The following is a 15,080-nucleotide window of genomic DNA, read 5'->3' on the forward strand; positions in this document are numbered from 1 at the left end:
CTCCGGCGATTGTCCGCCATGCGCAGCTAGGTAACGATGCTACCTATCTCGGGCACGGGCGGCATCGAGGAGCGGCACGGAGTTCGGCCCCACCACGGCGCTGGCCAGGTCGACGCGGGCCAGTCCCCCGGGCACCAGGGCGTCCGCGATCGACAGGCGGAGTGCGGTCTGCGTGTACTGCCCGGTCGTCGCACGGCCGGCAGGGGTCGCGGCGGCGGCGAGGTCCTGCTGCACGTTCACCCGGAGCGAGAGCACCCCGGGCAGCCGCGCGAGGACCGTCCCGAGCGCACGGACGACCGGGCCGCCGATCGTCGTCGTCAGCGTCGTGCCGAGCGTCCCGACGAGCGCGAACAACCGGGTCGTGAGCGTCCCCACCACCGCCTGGGTCAACGGGTTCACGAGCGACGTCGCGAGGCCGGTCACGACGCCGAGCAGGCCGCCCAGGTCGAGTCCGACCAGCGCGACCCCGACCGACAGCTTCGTCTGCCCAGCCATGAGCGCCGCGACCCCGGTGTCGACGCCGATCGACAGCGTGGCGATCTTCACGCGGATGCCGAGCACCAGGGGTGCGCTGAGGTCGGCGGCGAGCGCGATCCGGACGTGCAGCGCCCCGAGCGCGGTCGTCAGGGCGGTCGTGATCTTCCCCGCCCAGGCGTCCACGACCTGCCCGATCCGGTCGGCCAGCGCACCGAGGGTGACGGCGTCGAGCACCACCTCGTGGTTCGGCGGCAGGTCGTTGAGCCCGTGCTCGTCGTCGCCGAGCAGGTGCGCGAGGTCGACCCGGACGGATCCGGCCGACAGGTCGAGCGACAGTGTGCCGCCGGCGTCCTGCACGGGTTCGGCGAGCAGCGGCGCGACCGCGCCTGCCAGGTCCGGCCCGGTGATCTCGACCGTGCCCCCGATGGTGCCGAGGCCGAGGCTGCCGGTGAGCCCACCGAGTACCCCGAGCACGCCCTGGTTGATCGTGCGTGCGAGCACCCCGTCCTGCCCGCCGAGCGCGTCGACCGTGGCATCGAGCTGCACCACGGTGTCGTTCACGGCCGTCACCAGCGCGCCGACGAGCGGGCTGTCCACGCGCAGGTCGAGGCTCGCGATCCCGTAGTCGCGCTCGAGCCCGGCGGGCCCGCTGTCGGCAGCGACCTGCTGCACTGCGGCCCGCAGGTTCGTCGCGAGCGTGCGCTGGACGACCCCGCCCCACACGTCTTGGCTGATGGCGTCGCACCCGGCGAGCTGCGCACTCGCACCGACGGCCCCGACGTCGAGCCCGACGTCGGTGACGTCCGCGATGCCCGGTAGTGCGCGGCCGAGCGTGATCGAGGCCGGGTCGGGCAGGTCGCCGGACGGGGTCGTCGGTGTGACGAGCACGCCACCGGAGTCCGCGACGAGCCCCGACGCCGCCACGGCTTCTCCGGTTCCCGACGCCGTCGCGACCTGGTTCACCGCTCCGGCCGAACCGGCCGGCAGTCCGAGGCCGAGACCGGTGAGGTCGATGCCCGCCACGTCGCCGAGCAGCCCGACGTCGAGCGGGTTGCCGAACGCCTGCGTGAACGGGCGGCCGCCGGTGCCGAGCTCGGGCGCGGTGGCCGGCTCGACCGATGCCGGTGCGGCGCCGGTCTTCGCGACGTCGACCCCGCGCACGGTGGCGACGTCGTCGAGGTCGATGCCGGCGATGCTCCCGCCCAGGAACCGGCTCGAGGCCGTCGACGTGTAGTCCGCGTCGGTGCCGCAGTCGAACGACGACGTCCCCACGACCCCGTGCGCCCACTCGCGGTCCGACCACGACGCGGTGCTCGGCACGGCGGTGGGCGTGACCAGGGCTGCTGCGACGACGATGCCGGTGACGACCGCGATCCGGCCTCGGCGCAGGTGCAGCGGACGCCGGCTCACGACCGGCTCCTGGGGCGTCGGAGCCGGAGGGCGACGCCGGTGAGCAGGGCCGCGACCGCGACGAGCACCGGCCCCGCGAACCCACCACCCGTCATCGCGAGCACGACCGGGCCGACGCCAGCGCCGTCTCCGTCGCGTTCGCCGCTGCCGTGCGCCGGGCGTCCGGACACGACGGGTTCCCCGCCGCGGGCGGTCACGCCGACGCCGACCTCGGCGGTCCGGGGCACCGTGGTCGCGGCGTCACCGAGGGACAGCCGGACGAGCAGGTACGCCGACCCGTCGCCGTCCGGGTCGGGCACACGGACCGACGGCGCGGTGGTCGCCCAGTCGACGAGGGGGACCGTGTCGACGAGGGCGGCCGTCGGCCCGCCACACGTGGGGGCTCCGGACGGGTCCCCCCACGGCTGGTCGCACGTCGCGACCGACACGAGCACGCCGTCGGTCCCGCCCGGCAGGCCGCCCCGCCCCGTGAGCTGCAGGTCGAGGGTGACCGGGCCGGGCTCGTCGACGCTCGTCCGCACCTGCCACGTGACGTCGCCGTCGTGCCCCGCCCCGGGCAGCACGAGGGGCTCCGGACCGGTGTGCAGCACCAGCCGGCCCGGCGTGCCGGTCTCGGCCACGGGCCTCCAGTCCGTCGCGGCGACCGCCACCGCCGTCGTGCCGATCCCGGTCGCACCGACGAGCACCGCGGCGACCGCCGCGGAGGTGGCGAGGACGCGGGTCACGAGTCCTCCCGCCGGGCCGGCCAGAACGCCCACGCGACGAGCACGCCGACGACCGCGACCGCCAGCCCACGGGCCGGCGCACTCGTGACCACGACGAGCACCGAGCCCAGGCCGGGGGCGTGCGCCAGCACGAGTCCGGCGTGCCGGACGACGTACGGGTCGCGATCGTCGGATGCGTTGTCGTCGCCCCGCAGGGTCAGCGACCGCGCCGCGGTGTCCCCCGGGACCCGGTCCACCGCGACCACCCGGTGGGTGACGGGCAGGGCCGACCCCGCACGTGGGACCGTGACGACGTCCCCGTCGGTGATCTCGGCCGCAGGCACGCGGTGCGTGATGGCGAGCCCGCCCGCGGGGATCGTCGGGGCCATCGACCCGGTGGTGACGACGACGAACGACAGCCCGGTGAACGCCACGGCGGCCCAGGCGAGCAGGCAGGTGAGCCCGACCGCGCCGACGACCGTCAGGACGACGGTACGGATGCGGTCGGCGGGACGACGGGGCGGCGCCGCGCCCTCGTCGGAGGACGTCGGCGCGGTGGAGCCGCGCACGGCCGCGCTCAGTCGGACTCGGCGGCGAACTGCCACGCGGGCGCGGCCGTCCGCCCCTGGAGCGCGTTGACCGTGGTGCCGGCGGGCAGCGTCGGCGACTCCGGCAGCGAGACCTCGAAGCAGTACACCTGCGTCGACCCGCCGGCCGCGGCGAGGGGCCGCGCGATCGTCGCGGCAGCCGTGCCGAGCGGCCCGGACGCGACGCTCGTCCACGGCACGTCGAACGCGGTGGCGTCGCACACGGCGGTGGTGTCCGTGATCGCGGCGACCCGGACCTGCAGGGCGTTCCACAGCACGTCGTCGGCGTCGGAGACCGTGACCCCGGACGCCGGGACCGCTGCTCGGAGCACCAGGTCGCCGGCGATCGAGTCGGCGGTGGTGCGGAGCGCGACGGGGGCGTAGGTCGCCGTGCCCGGCGACAGGGCGAGCGCGTCGACGGTGAACCGGAGCGCCTGGCCCGGGTGCGTCTCGTCCGAGGTGAAGCCAGCCGCGGCGAACGGTGCCGTGACGTTCTGCTCGACCTCGAACCCGGAGGTGCCGACGCCCGGCCCGCCCGAGCCGTCGCCGCCGAACACCCACTCGGTGTCCGTCCAGGACGCGAGCGTGTAGCCCGCGCCACCGATGACGAGGACCCCGCCGGCAGCGAGTGCGAACACCCGGTTGCGGCGCCGGGTGCGGCGGGCGGTGTCGTCCGCGGCGCGACGGCCGTGGGTGCGGGCGCGCGGGGGCGCAGTGCTGTCAGCCATGACGAGTCTCCTGATCCGTGACGCCGATCGGTGGCGGCCACGGCCGGGGTGGTTGGTCCCGGCCGTCGCCATCGACGTCTGCTCCGATCCTGGCGGACTATCCCTCAGGAATCAATGGACGCGTCACCCCTTGACGGCTCCGGAGGTGAGGCCCGACACGATCGAGCGGCGGAACACGAGCACCAGGATCACGATCGGCCGGTGGGTGGGCGGGCGCATTGCCGAGTCTCGGGGTAGGCGACAGTCCTTGGGGCCGACGGTGCGAGGCGAGTCGCTGTGCGCGAGTCTCGCGGGCGGGTCACGTGAGCACCCGTCGGACGGGAGGCGCGGTGCGGGCCCGCCCCGCGCCTCCCGTCCGTCTCCTGGCCACGTCACGGGCGCGGGCCGAGTCTCGGGGTGGGCGACAGTCCTCGGGGGCGCCGGCGCGAGGACTGTCGCTGCGCTCGAGTCTCGGGGACGCGGCGCCGAGACTCGGATGGGGCCGTCAGGTGGTCAGGCGGGCGCGGGGGCCGTGGACTCCGCGGTGCGGAGCGTGCACGGCAGCAGGAAGTGCGGCAGGTCGTCGGACGTGCCGTCGAGCTGCTCGATGAGGGCGTCGGCGGCACGGATCCCGAGCTCCTGGCCCGGGGCGACCATCGTCGACAGCCGCGGGTAGTGCTGGTCGGCGTTCGCCTCGGACGACGCGATGCTGAGCACGGAGACGTCCTCGGGGACCCGCCGGCCGGCGGTGTAGAGGCCGACCAGGACGCCGGCGGACGAGTCGTCCTTCATCACGAGCAGCGCGGTGACGTCGGGGTCCGCCGCGAGGAGGTCGCTCGTGGCCTGGCGTCCGCCGTCGCTGCCCGGCCCGGCGGTGACGACCGTTCCGGCCAACCCGCGCTCGGCGATCGCTCGCCGGAAGGTCGCCTCGACGCGCAGGTGCGGGGCGTAGCCGGCCATCGGGGTGCCCTCGAGGTCCTCGAGCACGAGTCCGAAGCGGCGGTGCCCGAGCGTCTCGAGGTGGTCGAGGCTGTCCTCGATGGTCGTCTCGAAGTCGATGTCGACGAAGGGCAGACCGCTGCTGTCGCGGGTCCGGCCGATCAGGGTGAACGGCACGCCGAGGTCGGTGAGGACGGCGACGCGGGGGTCGTCCATCCGCACCTCCATCAGGATGACGCCGTCCACGAGCCCACCCGAGACGAGGTCGTCGAGGTCGTCACCAGCGGGGTCCACCGGCCAGAGCACCAGGTGGTGTCCCCGCTCGGACGCCCGCTCCGCCGCACTCATGAAGAACTGCGAGGTCGTCGGGCTGAAGCGGTTGCCGGTGGTCGGGAACAACAGCGCGATGATCCGGGTCCGCCGGCTCGCCAGGGCCCGGGCGACGACGTTGCCGCGGAACTTCAGCTCGCGCATCGCGGTCTTCACCCGCGCGGTCGTGCCGGGGGTCACGTACTTCGTCCCGTTCACCACGAAGGACACGGTGGCGATCGAGACCCCCGCCCGATCGGCGACCTGCTGCATCGTGGCCATGGCGCTGATCCTAGCGCGCACGAAGTCAGAAAAGCGCTTTACAGGTGAAGCGCTTATCTGTTAGCTTCTCGCCCCAGGAGCACAGCGACGATGACGTCAGCGGCCTCGTCGATGCGTGCCTGCCCCAGCATCCGTCAAGAGAAGAGCTCTGCAATGAAGCAAAGATTCCCCTCCATGTCCCGCCGGACGCGCGCCCTCGTCGGCGCAGTCGCCGTCGTCGCCACGATCCCCCTGGTCCTGTCCGGCTGCTCCGGCTCCGGATCGGCCTCGTCGGGCGGCAGCAAGGCCCTGACGATCGAGGACTACTACGACGCGAACTACAACCCGGTCTACAAGCAGTGCGCGAAGGACGTCGGCGCGACGGTCACGATCAACCACGTCGCCGGCGCCGGCCTGATCGCGAAGGTGCTGCAGCAGGCATCGTCGAAGACGCTGCCCGACGTCCTCATGCTCGACAACCCCGACGTCCAGCAGATCGCCTCCTCCGGTGCCCTGTCCGACCTGTCGGACTACGGTCTGGACGCCGACGGCGACGTCCCCGGCGTGAAGGCCGCGAGCACCTACAAGGGCAAGCTCTACGGCCTGCAGTCGAACACGAACTCCATCGCGCTCTACTACAACAAGAAGCTCCTGGCGGACGCCGGCGTCCAGCCGCCCAAGACGTGGGACGAGCTCAAGGCCGCCGCGAAGACACTCACCAAGGGCTCGACCTACGGCTTCGCGATGAGCAACATCAACACGTACGAGGGCACCTGGCAGTTCCTGCCGTTCTTCTGGTCGAACGGCGGCGACGAGAAGGACATCGCCACCGCGGACGCCACCCAGGCGCTGCAGCTCGTCGAGGACCTGCAGGACGACGGCTCGATGTCGAAGAGCTCGATCAACTGGGCCCAGGCGGACGTCAACAACCAGTTCCTGGCCGGCAAGGCCGCGATGATGATCAACGGCCCCTGGCAGCTGCCGGCGCTCAACGAGAAGAAGGGCCTGGAGTTCGACAGCGTGCCGATCCCGACGCGCACCGGCGAGGCCACGGTCGCACCGCTCGGCGGCGAGGCGTTCACCGTCCCGCAGACCGGCGACAAGGACAAGATGCAGCTCGCCGGCAAGTTCGTCGGCTGCCTCCACTCGCAGAAGATGCAGAAGACCCTGTCCGAGGTGAGCGGCAACGTGCCGACCAACCTCGAGGCCGGCGCCGCCTGGGCGAAGGACCACCCGCAGGTCGCGTCCTTCGTCACCACGGTGCAGACCGCCCGCGCCCGCACCGGTGAGCTCGGACCCGACTGGCCCAAGGCCGCCACGAAGATCTACACCGCCGTCCAGCTCGCCCTCACCGGCAAGGCCAGCCCCGAGGCAGCGCTCAAGCAGGCGCAGTCGCAAGAGCAGTAGTCCACGGGGAGCCGGCCGACCGGTCGGCTCCCTCCGGCGTGCAGGAAAGGACCCCGGCGTGAGCGCCTCGACACAGACACGACCACGGACGATCCCGCCCGTGGTGACCCCCCGACCCGGGCAGCGACGAGCCCGGTTCCGATCCGGCGTGACCCGATGGCTCTTCGTGGTGCCAGCGGCGGTCTTCGTGGCCGTCTTCTTCGGCTACCCGGTCGTGAAGAACATCATCATGTCCTTCCAGGACTACACGACGGCGACCTTCTTCACCGGCGAAGCCCCCTGGGTGGGGCTCGGCAACTACATCTCGGTGTTCCAGAGCTCGGTCTTCACGACGAGCCTCGTGAACACCGCCCTGTTCACGGCCGGCTCGATCATCCTGCAGTTCGTCATCGGGCTGAGCCTCGCACTGTTCTTCCGTCGGCACTTCCCGCTGTCGGGCTTCCTGCGGGGGCTGCTGCTCCTGCCGTGGCTGCTGCCGCTCATCGCCTCGAGCGCGGTGTGGAAGTGGCTGCTCGACCAGGACAGCGGGGCACTCAACCAGCTCCTCGGCCTGGTGGGCATCGCCCCGGTCCCGTGGCTGGTCAGCCCGAGCCTCGCGCTCATCGCGGTGATCGGCGTCAACGTGTGGCTCGGCATCCCGTTCAACACGACCATCCTCTACAGCGGCCTGCAGTCCGTCCCGCCGGAGCTCTACGAGGCCGGATCGCTCGACGGCGCCACCGGGTTCAAGGCGTTCTGGTACATCACGTGGCCGAGCATCCGGTCGGTGGTCAGCGTCGTGGTCGTGCTCGGGGTCGTCTACACGTTGAAGGTCGTGGACATCATCCTCGGCCTGACCGGCGGCGGGCCGGCGAACTCGACGCAGACCCTCGCCACGAACGCGTACCACCAGTCGTTCATCAACTTCCAGTTCGGCATCGGAGCCGCGGTGAGCAACGTGCTCATCGTCGTCTCGTTCGTCTTCGCGATGGTCTACATCGCGATCTCCCGGAAGGCGGTCGACGAATGAGCGTCGGACTCGCGAACCAGACCGTCACCGCCACCCGCGCGATCACGACGAAGCGGACCACGCGGGCACCCCGCCCGCGCGGTTCCGCCAAGGGCATCCCGTTCACGATCCTCGGGTGCGTGTTCCTCGCGATCATGGTGTTCCCCGTCTACTGGATGGTGAACACCAGCCTGCAGGCGACGTCCGGGGCCGCCACGGCGACGTGGTTCCCGTTCTCCCCCACCTTCGCCGGGTACGAGGCGGCGTTCGCCCAGCAGGGGCAGAACTTCCTGTCGAGCATGATCATCGGCCTCGGCACCGTCCTGCTGACGCTGGCCATCGCGACGCCGGCCGCCTACGGGCTGGCCCGGTTCCGGATGCGCGGCGGCCGGGTGTTCCTGCTCGTGCTGCTCATCACCCAGATGATCCCGGCGATCGTCATCGCGAACGCGCTGTACACGCTGTTCAACAACATCGGGCTGCTCAACAGCTACGTCGGGCTGATCCTGGCCGACAGCGCGGTCCAGGTGCCGTTCGCCATCCTGCTCATGCGGGCGTTCATGGAGTCGATCCCGCCGAGCCTGGTCGAGGCGGCACTCGTCGACGGTGCCAGCGACTTCCGGGCATTCGTGTCGATCGTCGTGCCGATCAGCCGGAACGCCATCGTCACCGCGGCGCTCTTCACGTTCCTCGGCGCGTGGGGTGACTTCCTCATCGCACTGACCCTGACGTCGACCACCGCGGTCCGACCGATCACGCTCGGCATCTACAACTACATCGGGTCGAACGTCACCGACTGGGGGCCCGTCATGGCGACCTCGGTGCTGGCGTCCCTGCCCGCTGCCGTCCTGCTGATCTTCGCGCAGAAGTACATCTCCGCTGGTGCCCTCGGCGGTGCCGTCAAGTGACGGCCCCGGACCGACGCCACCACGCAACCCAGCCAGAAAGGCACACCATGACCACCACCCCGCTGCGCATCACCGTCTGGGGCGAGAACGTCCACGAGCAGGTCGAGCAGCACGTCGCCGAGCGGTACCCCGACGGCATGCACGGCGCGATCGCCGACGGCATCCGCGAGAACCTGCCCGAGGCCGTCGTCCGGACCGCGACCATGCAGGAGCCCGAGCACGGCCTGACCGACGAGGTCCTGGCCGCGACGGATGTCCTGACCTGGTGGGGGCACGCGGCGCACCAGGACGTCGACGACGCCGTGGTCGACCGGGTGCACAAGCACGTCCTGTCCGGCATGGGCCTGGTCGTCCTGCACTCCGGCCACTGGTCGAAGATCTTCGGCAAGCTGATGGGTACCACGTGCACCCTGCGCTGGCGGAGCGAGCACGACCAGGAACTCGTCTGGACCGTCAACCCGCAGCACCCGATCACCCGCGGTGTCCCGAACCCGATCGTCATCCCCGAGCAGGAGATGTACGGCGAGTACTTCGACGTGCCGACCCCTGACGAGCTCGTCTTCATCTCGGGCTTCACCGGCGGCGAGGTGTTCCGGAGCGGCATGACGTACCGCCGCGGCCTGGGGAAGATCTTCTACTTCTCGCCCGGCGACCAGGACTTCCCCGTGTACCACCACGAGGACGTCCGCCGCGTGATCGCGAACGCGACCGAGTGGGCGCGGCCGGAGCGCGAGCGTGAGATCCCGACGCTCCGCCGCTACGACCTGGGCGAGTACTTCGACGGGCAGCACTACCGCGGCCCGTTCGACGACGCACCGGTCGAGGAGCACGAAGGGGCACAGGCATGACCCTCCGCGTCGTGCAGGTCGGCGCCGGCGGCATGGGCCGCGCCTGGCTCGCCACCGTCGCGGCCGACCCGGACGTCGAGCTGGTCGGCATCGTCGACCTCGACCTCGACGCCGCCCGGGCCGGAGCCGCGGTCGCCGGCGACCCGACGATCCCCGTCGGCACCGACCTCACCGCCCTCGCCACCGAGACCGGTGCCGAGGCCGTCCTCGACATCACCGTCCCGGTAGCGCACCACCCCGTCACGCTCGAGGCCCTCCGCGCCGGACTCCCCGTCCTGGGCGAGAAGCCCGCGGCGCAGACGGTCGCCGAGGCACTGTCGCTCGCGGCCGCCGCCGAGGCCACCGGCAAGCTGTTCATGGTGTCGCAGTCCCGGCGGTACAACGACCACCTCGTCGCCTTCCGGCAGCACGTCCGCGGGCTCGGCGGCGTCGGCGGGCTGAGCACGCGCTTCGCCAAGGCCCCGCACTTCGGCGGCTTCCGCGAGGAGATGGACGACGTCCTGCTGCTCGACATGGCGATCCACGCGTTCGACTCCGCACGCTACGTGCTCGAGCGGGACCCGGTGTCGGTGTACTGCGAGTCGTGGAACCCGTCGTGGTCCTGGTACCGGGGCGACGCCGCGGCCGCCGCGGTCTTCACGTTCGAGGACGACGTCCGCTACGTGTACGACGGCTCGTGGTGCGCACCGGGTGCCGAGACTTCGTGGAACGGCGACTGGCGCGCCTCCGGACCCGCGGGCACGGCGCTGTGGGACGGCGACCACGACCCGTGGAGCGACCTCGACGGCACGCCGGGCGCACCGGACGCGGCCCCGAGCGTCGGCAACGAGATCGCCGGTGCCCTCGCGTCCTTCGTCCGTGCGGTCCGCTCCGGCGAGCGCCCCGACGGCGAGGTGCACGGCAACGTGATGAGCCTCACGATGGTGGACGCCGCGATCGCGTCCGCCCGCACCGGGCGGCGCATCGTCATCGACGAGGTGCTCGAGCAGGCCCACGCCACGGCGCTCGAGGTCGAGCAGGACGAAGGCATCCGCGAGCGGCTCGCGTCGTGGGGGTCGGTGCGCGGTGCGCTCGCGACGGGGTCGCCGGACACGGCCGCGCTCGGCTGAGCGACGCTGGCGGTCCAGGAGGCGCGGTGCGGGTCGGACCCGCACCGCGCCTCCCGTGCGTGTACCGTCCCACGCAACACGTGGCTGGCGGGCGATCGGGGAACGCGATGCGACAGATCATCGGGACGACACTCATCGTGGCGCTGGCAACGGCAGCGCTGATCGGTGTGGCGCCGCCGGCGAACGCGGCCGGGTCGGGCACGATCGCCGTGCAGCTCGCGAGGCCGGACGGCACCCCGATCCGGCTGGCGGACGTCGAACTCGCCGCGATCGGCACCGACGCCGTCGTCGGGACCGCCACCACCGACGTCGACGGCACCGCGACGTTCGCCGGCATCCCCGCCCCGGACACCGTGACGGTGACCACACGGCAACTCCCGCCGCACGGAACGGACACCTACGCCCCCGGACTCCGTTCGGACATCGCGGTCCGCGGTGGCACAACGATCGCGGTGACCGTACCGCTCGTCCGTGGCGCCACCGTGGAGGGTGGGGTGGTCGGCCCCTCGGGTCCCGCTGCCGGACGACCGATGTACGCGTGGAACGAGGACACCTCGCAGGTGTTCCGGACGACCTCGGACAGCGCGGGACGGTACCGGTTCCTCGGGTTGAGCACCGGTCAGTACCGCATCGAGGCGTACGCCAGCGGCACGGCGTCGCCCGCCGTGTGGAAGACGCGGGTGTACCAGCAGCGGGGGACGCTCCCGGCGTCGCAGGTGACGTTGTCGCAGCACTACGCGCACAGCGACTACGACCTGGCCGTCTTCGCGAACACGGCGTCCCGCACCCCGTCGCCGCAGCTCAGTGGCGCGAGCGTCGTGGTGACGGAGGCGACGAGCGGAGCGTCGTTCTCGACCCGGTTCTCGACGCTGCTCGACGACGAGCAGACGGCCCAGTTCCAGATCCCCTCCGGGCAGTACGTGGTCGAGCTCCGGACGACGGCGACGACCACGACGCCGGCGGGCTCCCTGTGGCTCGGCCGTCCGGGAGGCGTGTACCGGTACGTGACCGACCGGGCGCAGGCCGTCCCGGTGAAGGTCGTGTTCGGCGGGTTCAACGGGTGGGGCGGAACGGTGCCGGAGGCAGCGTCGCGCTGACCATCGACGTTCCTCAGTCGGACGCGCTCGCGGACGACGCGATGGCGATCAGGTCGGACACCACCTCGTGCAGAAGTCGAGCCGCGTCGAGTTCGTGCGTGCACCCGGCGCGGAGGAGCGGCTCCACCTCGACGAGATCCGCCTCGATCATGCGGCGCTCGATCGCGGTCTTCCCGTAGGGGTTCGTCGTGCGGCGCGCGACCCGATCGAGCATCACGTCCAGCGGAGCGCTCAAGAGCACGATCGCATCGAACCGGTCGTAGAACTCGGACTGGTTCCGGACGCACCCCTGGACGAAGAGCGAGCGGTCGTCCACCGCGTCCAGGAGCCCGGAGATCTTCGCCTCGACCCACATCCACTCGCCCTGGTGCGCCTCGTCGGGTGGATCCGGCAGCGCCCGGTACTCGCGCCACCCGGGATCATCGGTGTCCACGACCCGGTACCCGTGCAACGCGAGCTCGCTCAGCGCGGACGACTTCCCGGTTCCCGACATCCCGGTGATCAGCACCTTCGACACAGCACCACATTAGGACCGCACGAGCCTCCGGCGGTCCGGCGCGCGGTCACCCCGGCCAGGACTCCCGCGACCACGACCCGTTCGGGCGCCGGTGGTAGGCGAGCCGGTTGCTCGCCGCGTCCGTCGCCCCGCGCCAGAACACCATCCGCACCGGTGTGAGTGCGAACCCCGCCCACGTGCTCGGCGGCTCGAGGTCCGTGCCGGCCCGTTCACGGCCGAACGCCGCCCAGGCCTCCCGGCGCCGGGCCGGCGTGTCCGCAGCGGACGCGTGGTCGTTGACCCACGCGAGCACCTGCAGGTACCGCGTCCTGGCCGCGTAGGCCGCACGGGCCTCGTGGTCGGAGACGGGCGCCACGTCACCGACCACCACGAGCTGTCGCGCGGCCTCGGGCCAGTGCAGGGTCAGCGCGGCACGGGGCACCGCCGCGAGTTCGGCGGCCTTGCGGCTGCGCGAGTCGGTGTGGAAGTGCAGGCGCTCCCCGTCGAACAGGGAGAGCAGGACCGTCCGGGCGTCGGGGTAGCCGTCGAGCCCGACGGTGGAGAGGGTCATGGTCGGACCCGGGGCGTCCGCCGCGGTGGGGAGCCACGATGCCGCGAGGGTCAACGGGTCCGTCGGCACGGGCGCATCGTCGACCCCTCGCGGCACGGTCACGAGACCGCAGCGTCGGCGGGACGGGCCACCGCCGGACGGCTCACCGCCGGGTCGAACCGTGCGATCTCGTGCAGCGACGTCACGGCCTCGGCGACCGAGTGCTCCCAGAGGACGGCACCGTACGACGCCGTCGCCCGGCTGGCATCGCCGACGACCCCGGGGGTCCCGAAGTCGTCGGACAACCACCCGAACGACACCGGGCCGCCGTTGAACGCGATCTTCTCGAAGCCGGCGATGTGCTCCGGCACCCAGCGTTCCGCGAGCGACATGTCGACCAGGTCGGGGCGCAGGTGCAGGATCATCGACGTCTCCGCCGCGCCGCCGTGGATCCCCAGCCCGAGCTCGTCCGCGTCCTCGCCGTCCGGGCCGGGGACGCGGGCGAGGGTCGGCATGAGGAAGGTCTTCAACCCGTAGCGCTTCCGGATCTCACGCAGGGCGACCTGCAGCAGGGCGACGTTGCCGCCGTGCCCGTTGGCGAACACCAGGGTGCCGGCACCGGTGAGGGCGACCGCGCGACCGATCTGCACGGCGGTGTCGAACATCGTGTCGCTGTCGAGCCACACCGTGCCGGGCGCCCAGCTGTGCTCGTCGGACTTCGTGAACGACAGCGTCGGGAGCTGCCAGACGTCCAGCCCCTCGGCGGCTGCCTGCTCGACAGCCGCCCCACCGATGTGCTCGGCGAGCAGGTGGTCGGTCAGGAGCGGCAGGTGCGGGCCGTGGTGCTCGACGGCGCCGGTGGGCTGCACGACGATCGTGTCCGGCCCGAAGCCCGCAGCGACGGCCGGACCGGACAGCTCCGCGAGCCGACGCGAGCGGACCGTGCCGACCCCGGCGCTCACTTGCCGAACCCCGGGACGACGGGCTGCGCGGACGCGGTGGAGCCACCGCTGACCACGAGCGACGGGTCGATGACGTGCCCGGGGTTGAGCAGCCCCGCGGGGTCGGTGCGCTGCTTCAGCGCCACGAGCTCCTCGACGCCGTGGTCGACGTAGTACTGGTGCGGGCTGTGCACCCGGACGCCGAGTCCGCGGAGCACCGGGTAGCCGGCGTAGACGTCCTCGGCCCCGGTGTACGGCGCGGTGAGCATCCCGATCGGTCCGACGTGCGCGGCCTCGATGTGGAGCATGCCACCGGGGTAGACGGCTTCGACCTCGGCGATCCGGTCGATGAGCGCCTCACCGCCGACCTCGACGTGGAAGTACTCGGTGTCGCTCGTGTTCCGCTTCAGCCACCAGATCGGGTGGTTGTACGACAGCATCGACACCTTCGTGGTCTGCTGCAGCCCCTCGCGGATGTCCAGGACCTCACCGCCGGCGGCTTCGATGCGTGCCCGGGCCTCGTCGAGCACGACGTCGTCGATGATCGCTCGCAGGCTCGCACGGTCGTCGGGGACGGCCAGGTCGGACGGCAGCGTCGCGGCGATCTCGGCGCGGTCGGCGCTCACGAGCCGCGGCACCGGGTCGAGTCCGCGCAGCGTGCGGACGGCGACGAGCGCGTCCTCGAAGGTGGGGAACGCCGCGTAGACGGCTCGCCACTCCTGCAGCGGCTCGAGCCGGACGGTGGCGCGGGCGATGACGCCCGCGGTGCCGTAGGTGTGCACGAACGGCTGCGCCTCGTCGCCCTCGACGTGCAGCAGTTCGTCGGCGCCGGGGAGCGCGACGTCGAGCGCCGTGACGAAGCCCTGCCAGTTCGACCCGTGCGCGATCGACCCGGTGCCGCCGGAACCGCCGGACAGGAAGCCGCCGATGGTCGACTGCGCGGTGGACGGGTACATCCAGAGCTGCTGGCCCGTGGCGGCGGCCGCCTGCTCCAGGGCGACCATGGACGCGCCGGCCTCGGCGGTGATCCAGCCGTCGCCGACCTCGACGACGGCGCGTGCCCGCGACGTGTCGAGGACCAGGCCGCCGTGCAGTGGGATGCCCTGGCCGTAGTTGCCGGTGCCCTTCCCGCGGGTGGTGACGGGGACGCCGTGCCGGACCGCGGCCTGCAGGGTGGCGGCGATGTCGTCGGCGCTGGCCGGCGATGCGACGAGGTCGGCGAGGCCGAGGGGCAGCTGCTCGCTCAGGATGGGACTCATGGTGGCCTCGTCGACGGAGGCGCGGGCCCGCGTGCGTTCGTCGGCGCTCACGCCGCGCTCGCCGAGCAGTGCGACGAGCTCGG

The 15,080-nt window shown here is 72.2% G+C and carries 15 protein-coding genes; 6 read left to right on the plus strand and 9 right to left on the minus strand.

Annotated features, from left to right (window positions below; translation table 11 throughout):
* Positions 1 to 39: 39 nt before the first annotated feature.
* The 5 genes from OGL88_RS03290 to OGL88_RS03310 form a co-directional block, all read right to left on the minus strand.
* On the minus strand, positions 40 to 1,887 hold the full coding sequence (locus OGL88_RS03290) for a choice-of-anchor G family protein (protein ID WP_263089541.1): 1,848 nt from the start codon (positions 1,885 to 1,887) through the stop codon (positions 40 to 42).
* On the minus strand, positions 1,884 to 2,612 hold the full coding sequence (locus OGL88_RS03295; RefSeq protein WP_263089543.1) for a hypothetical protein: 729 nt from the start codon (positions 2,610 to 2,612) through the stop codon (positions 1,884 to 1,886). Before OGL88_RS03295 ends, OGL88_RS03290 begins: the two co-directional genes overlap by 4 nt.
* Positions 2,609 to 3,160, minus strand: coding sequence for a signal peptidase I (locus OGL88_RS03300; RefSeq protein ID WP_263089545.1), 552 nt, complete (start codon positions 3,158 to 3,160; stop codon positions 2,609 to 2,611). The genes OGL88_RS03295 and OGL88_RS03300 overlap by 4 nt, the downstream gene beginning before the upstream one ends.
* 8 nt (positions 3,161 to 3,168) lie before the next feature.
* On the minus strand, positions 3,169 to 3,906 hold the full coding sequence (locus OGL88_RS03305) for an acyl-CoA dehydrogenase (protein ID WP_263089547.1): 738 nt from the start codon (positions 3,904 to 3,906) through the stop codon (positions 3,169 to 3,171).
* A gap of 492 nt (positions 3,907 to 4,398) precedes the next feature.
* A complete protein-coding gene (locus OGL88_RS03310) occupies positions 4,399 to 5,415 on the minus strand; it encodes a LacI family DNA-binding transcriptional regulator (RefSeq protein ID WP_205464017.1) in 1,017 nt (338 codons plus the stop codon).
* A 174-nt stretch (positions 5,416 to 5,589) separates the two neighbouring features.
* Between OGL88_RS03310 and OGL88_RS03315 the strand changes: the two genes are divergently transcribed.
* The 6 genes from OGL88_RS03315 to OGL88_RS03340 all read left to right on the plus strand — a co-directional run bounded on the left by OGL88_RS03315 (position 5,590) and on the right by OGL88_RS03340 (position 11,751).
* Positions 5,590 to 6,801: a sugar ABC transporter substrate-binding protein gene (locus tag OGL88_RS03315; RefSeq protein ID WP_205464016.1), complete on the plus strand. Its 1,212-nt coding sequence runs from the start codon at positions 5,590 to 5,592 to the stop codon at positions 6,799 to 6,801.
* A gap of 148 nt (positions 6,802 to 6,949) precedes the next feature.
* Positions 6,950 to 7,810, plus strand: a complete 861-nt coding sequence (locus tag OGL88_RS03320; protein ID WP_111084886.1) for a carbohydrate ABC transporter permease — start codon at positions 6,950 to 6,952, stop codon at positions 7,808 to 7,810.
* The gene (locus OGL88_RS03325; RefSeq protein WP_111084887.1) at positions 7,807 to 8,697 is read left to right on the plus strand and encodes a carbohydrate ABC transporter permease; all 891 of its coding nucleotides are present in this window, start codon (positions 7,807 to 7,809) and stop codon (positions 8,695 to 8,697) included. The genes OGL88_RS03320 and OGL88_RS03325 overlap by 4 nt, the downstream gene beginning before the upstream one ends.
* 47 nt (positions 8,698 to 8,744) lie before the next feature.
* Positions 8,745 to 9,545: a ThuA domain-containing protein gene (locus OGL88_RS03330; protein WP_263089551.1), complete on the plus strand. Its 801-nt coding sequence runs from the start codon at positions 8,745 to 8,747 to the stop codon at positions 9,543 to 9,545.
* Positions 9,542 to 10,654: a Gfo/Idh/MocA family protein gene (locus tag OGL88_RS03335; RefSeq protein WP_263089553.1), complete on the plus strand. Its 1,113-nt coding sequence runs from the start codon at positions 9,542 to 9,544 to the stop codon at positions 10,652 to 10,654. Before OGL88_RS03330 ends, OGL88_RS03335 begins: the two co-directional genes overlap by 4 nt.
* 107 nt (positions 10,655 to 10,761) lie before the next feature.
* Complete coding sequence (locus tag OGL88_RS03340) at positions 10,762 to 11,751, plus strand: carboxypeptidase-like regulatory domain-containing protein (protein WP_263089555.1); 990 nt, start codon at positions 10,762 to 10,764, stop codon at positions 11,749 to 11,751.
* 13 nt (positions 11,752 to 11,764) lie between these two features.
* Here the strand turns inward: OGL88_RS03340 and OGL88_RS03345 are convergent, their stop codons facing one another.
* The 4 genes from OGL88_RS03345 to OGL88_RS03360 all read right to left on the minus strand — a co-directional run.
* On the minus strand, positions 11,765 to 12,268 hold the full coding sequence (locus tag OGL88_RS03345; protein WP_263089557.1) for an AAA family ATPase: 504 nt from the start codon (positions 12,266 to 12,268) through the stop codon (positions 11,765 to 11,767).
* Positions 12,269 to 12,314: 46 nt separating this feature from the next.
* Entirely contained in the window at positions 12,315 to 12,818 is a 504-nt protein-coding gene (locus OGL88_RS03350) for a pyridoxine/pyridoxamine 5'-phosphate oxidase (protein ID WP_308202598.1), read from the minus strand.
* Positions 12,819 to 12,916: 98 nt separating this feature from the next.
* The gene (locus OGL88_RS03355) at positions 12,917 to 13,759 is read right to left on the minus strand and encodes a creatininase family protein (RefSeq protein ID WP_123313201.1); all 843 of its coding nucleotides are present in this window, start codon (positions 13,757 to 13,759) and stop codon (positions 12,917 to 12,919) included.
* Positions 13,756 to 15,080, minus strand: a 1,325-nt coding sequence (locus OGL88_RS03360; protein WP_308202599.1) for an FAD-binding oxidoreductase, incomplete at its 5' end; no start/stop codon positions are given. The genes OGL88_RS03355 and OGL88_RS03360, both read right to left, overlap by 4 nt.

Origin of the sequence: Curtobacterium sp. RIT-PI-V (genome assembly GCF_025642935.1) — a bacterium.
Lineage (GTDB): Bacteria > Actinomycetota > Actinomycetes > Actinomycetales > Microbacteriaceae > Curtobacterium.

Coding starts and splice junctions, on each gene's coding strand:
- OGL88_RS03305 (WP_263089547.1), bottom strand. CDS start 3,906: ATGGCTGACAGCACTGCGCCCCCGCGCGCCCGCACCCACGGCCGTCGC.
- OGL88_RS03310 (WP_205464017.1), bottom strand. CDS start 5,415: ATGGCCACGATGCAGCAGGTCGCCGATCGGGCGGGGGTCTCGATCGCC.
- OGL88_RS03315 (WP_205464016.1), top strand. CDS start 5,590: ATGTCCCGCCGGACGCGCGCCCTCGTCGGCGCAGTCGCCGTCGTCGCC.
- OGL88_RS03325 (WP_111084887.1), top strand. CDS start 7,807: ATGAGCGTCGGACTCGCGAACCAGACCGTCACCGCCACCCGCGCGATC.
- OGL88_RS03330 (WP_263089551.1), top strand. CDS start 8,745: ATGACCACCACCCCGCTGCGCATCACCGTCTGGGGCGAGAACGTCCAC.
- OGL88_RS03335 (WP_263089553.1), top strand. CDS start 9,542: ATGACCCTCCGCGTCGTGCAGGTCGGCGCCGGCGGCATGGGCCGCGCC.
- OGL88_RS03340 (WP_263089555.1), top strand. CDS start 10,762: ATGCGACAGATCATCGGGACGACACTCATCGTGGCGCTGGCAACGGCA.
- OGL88_RS03350 (WP_308202598.1), bottom strand. CDS start 12,818: ATGACCCTCTCCACCGTCGGGCTCGACGGCTACCCCGACGCCCGGACG.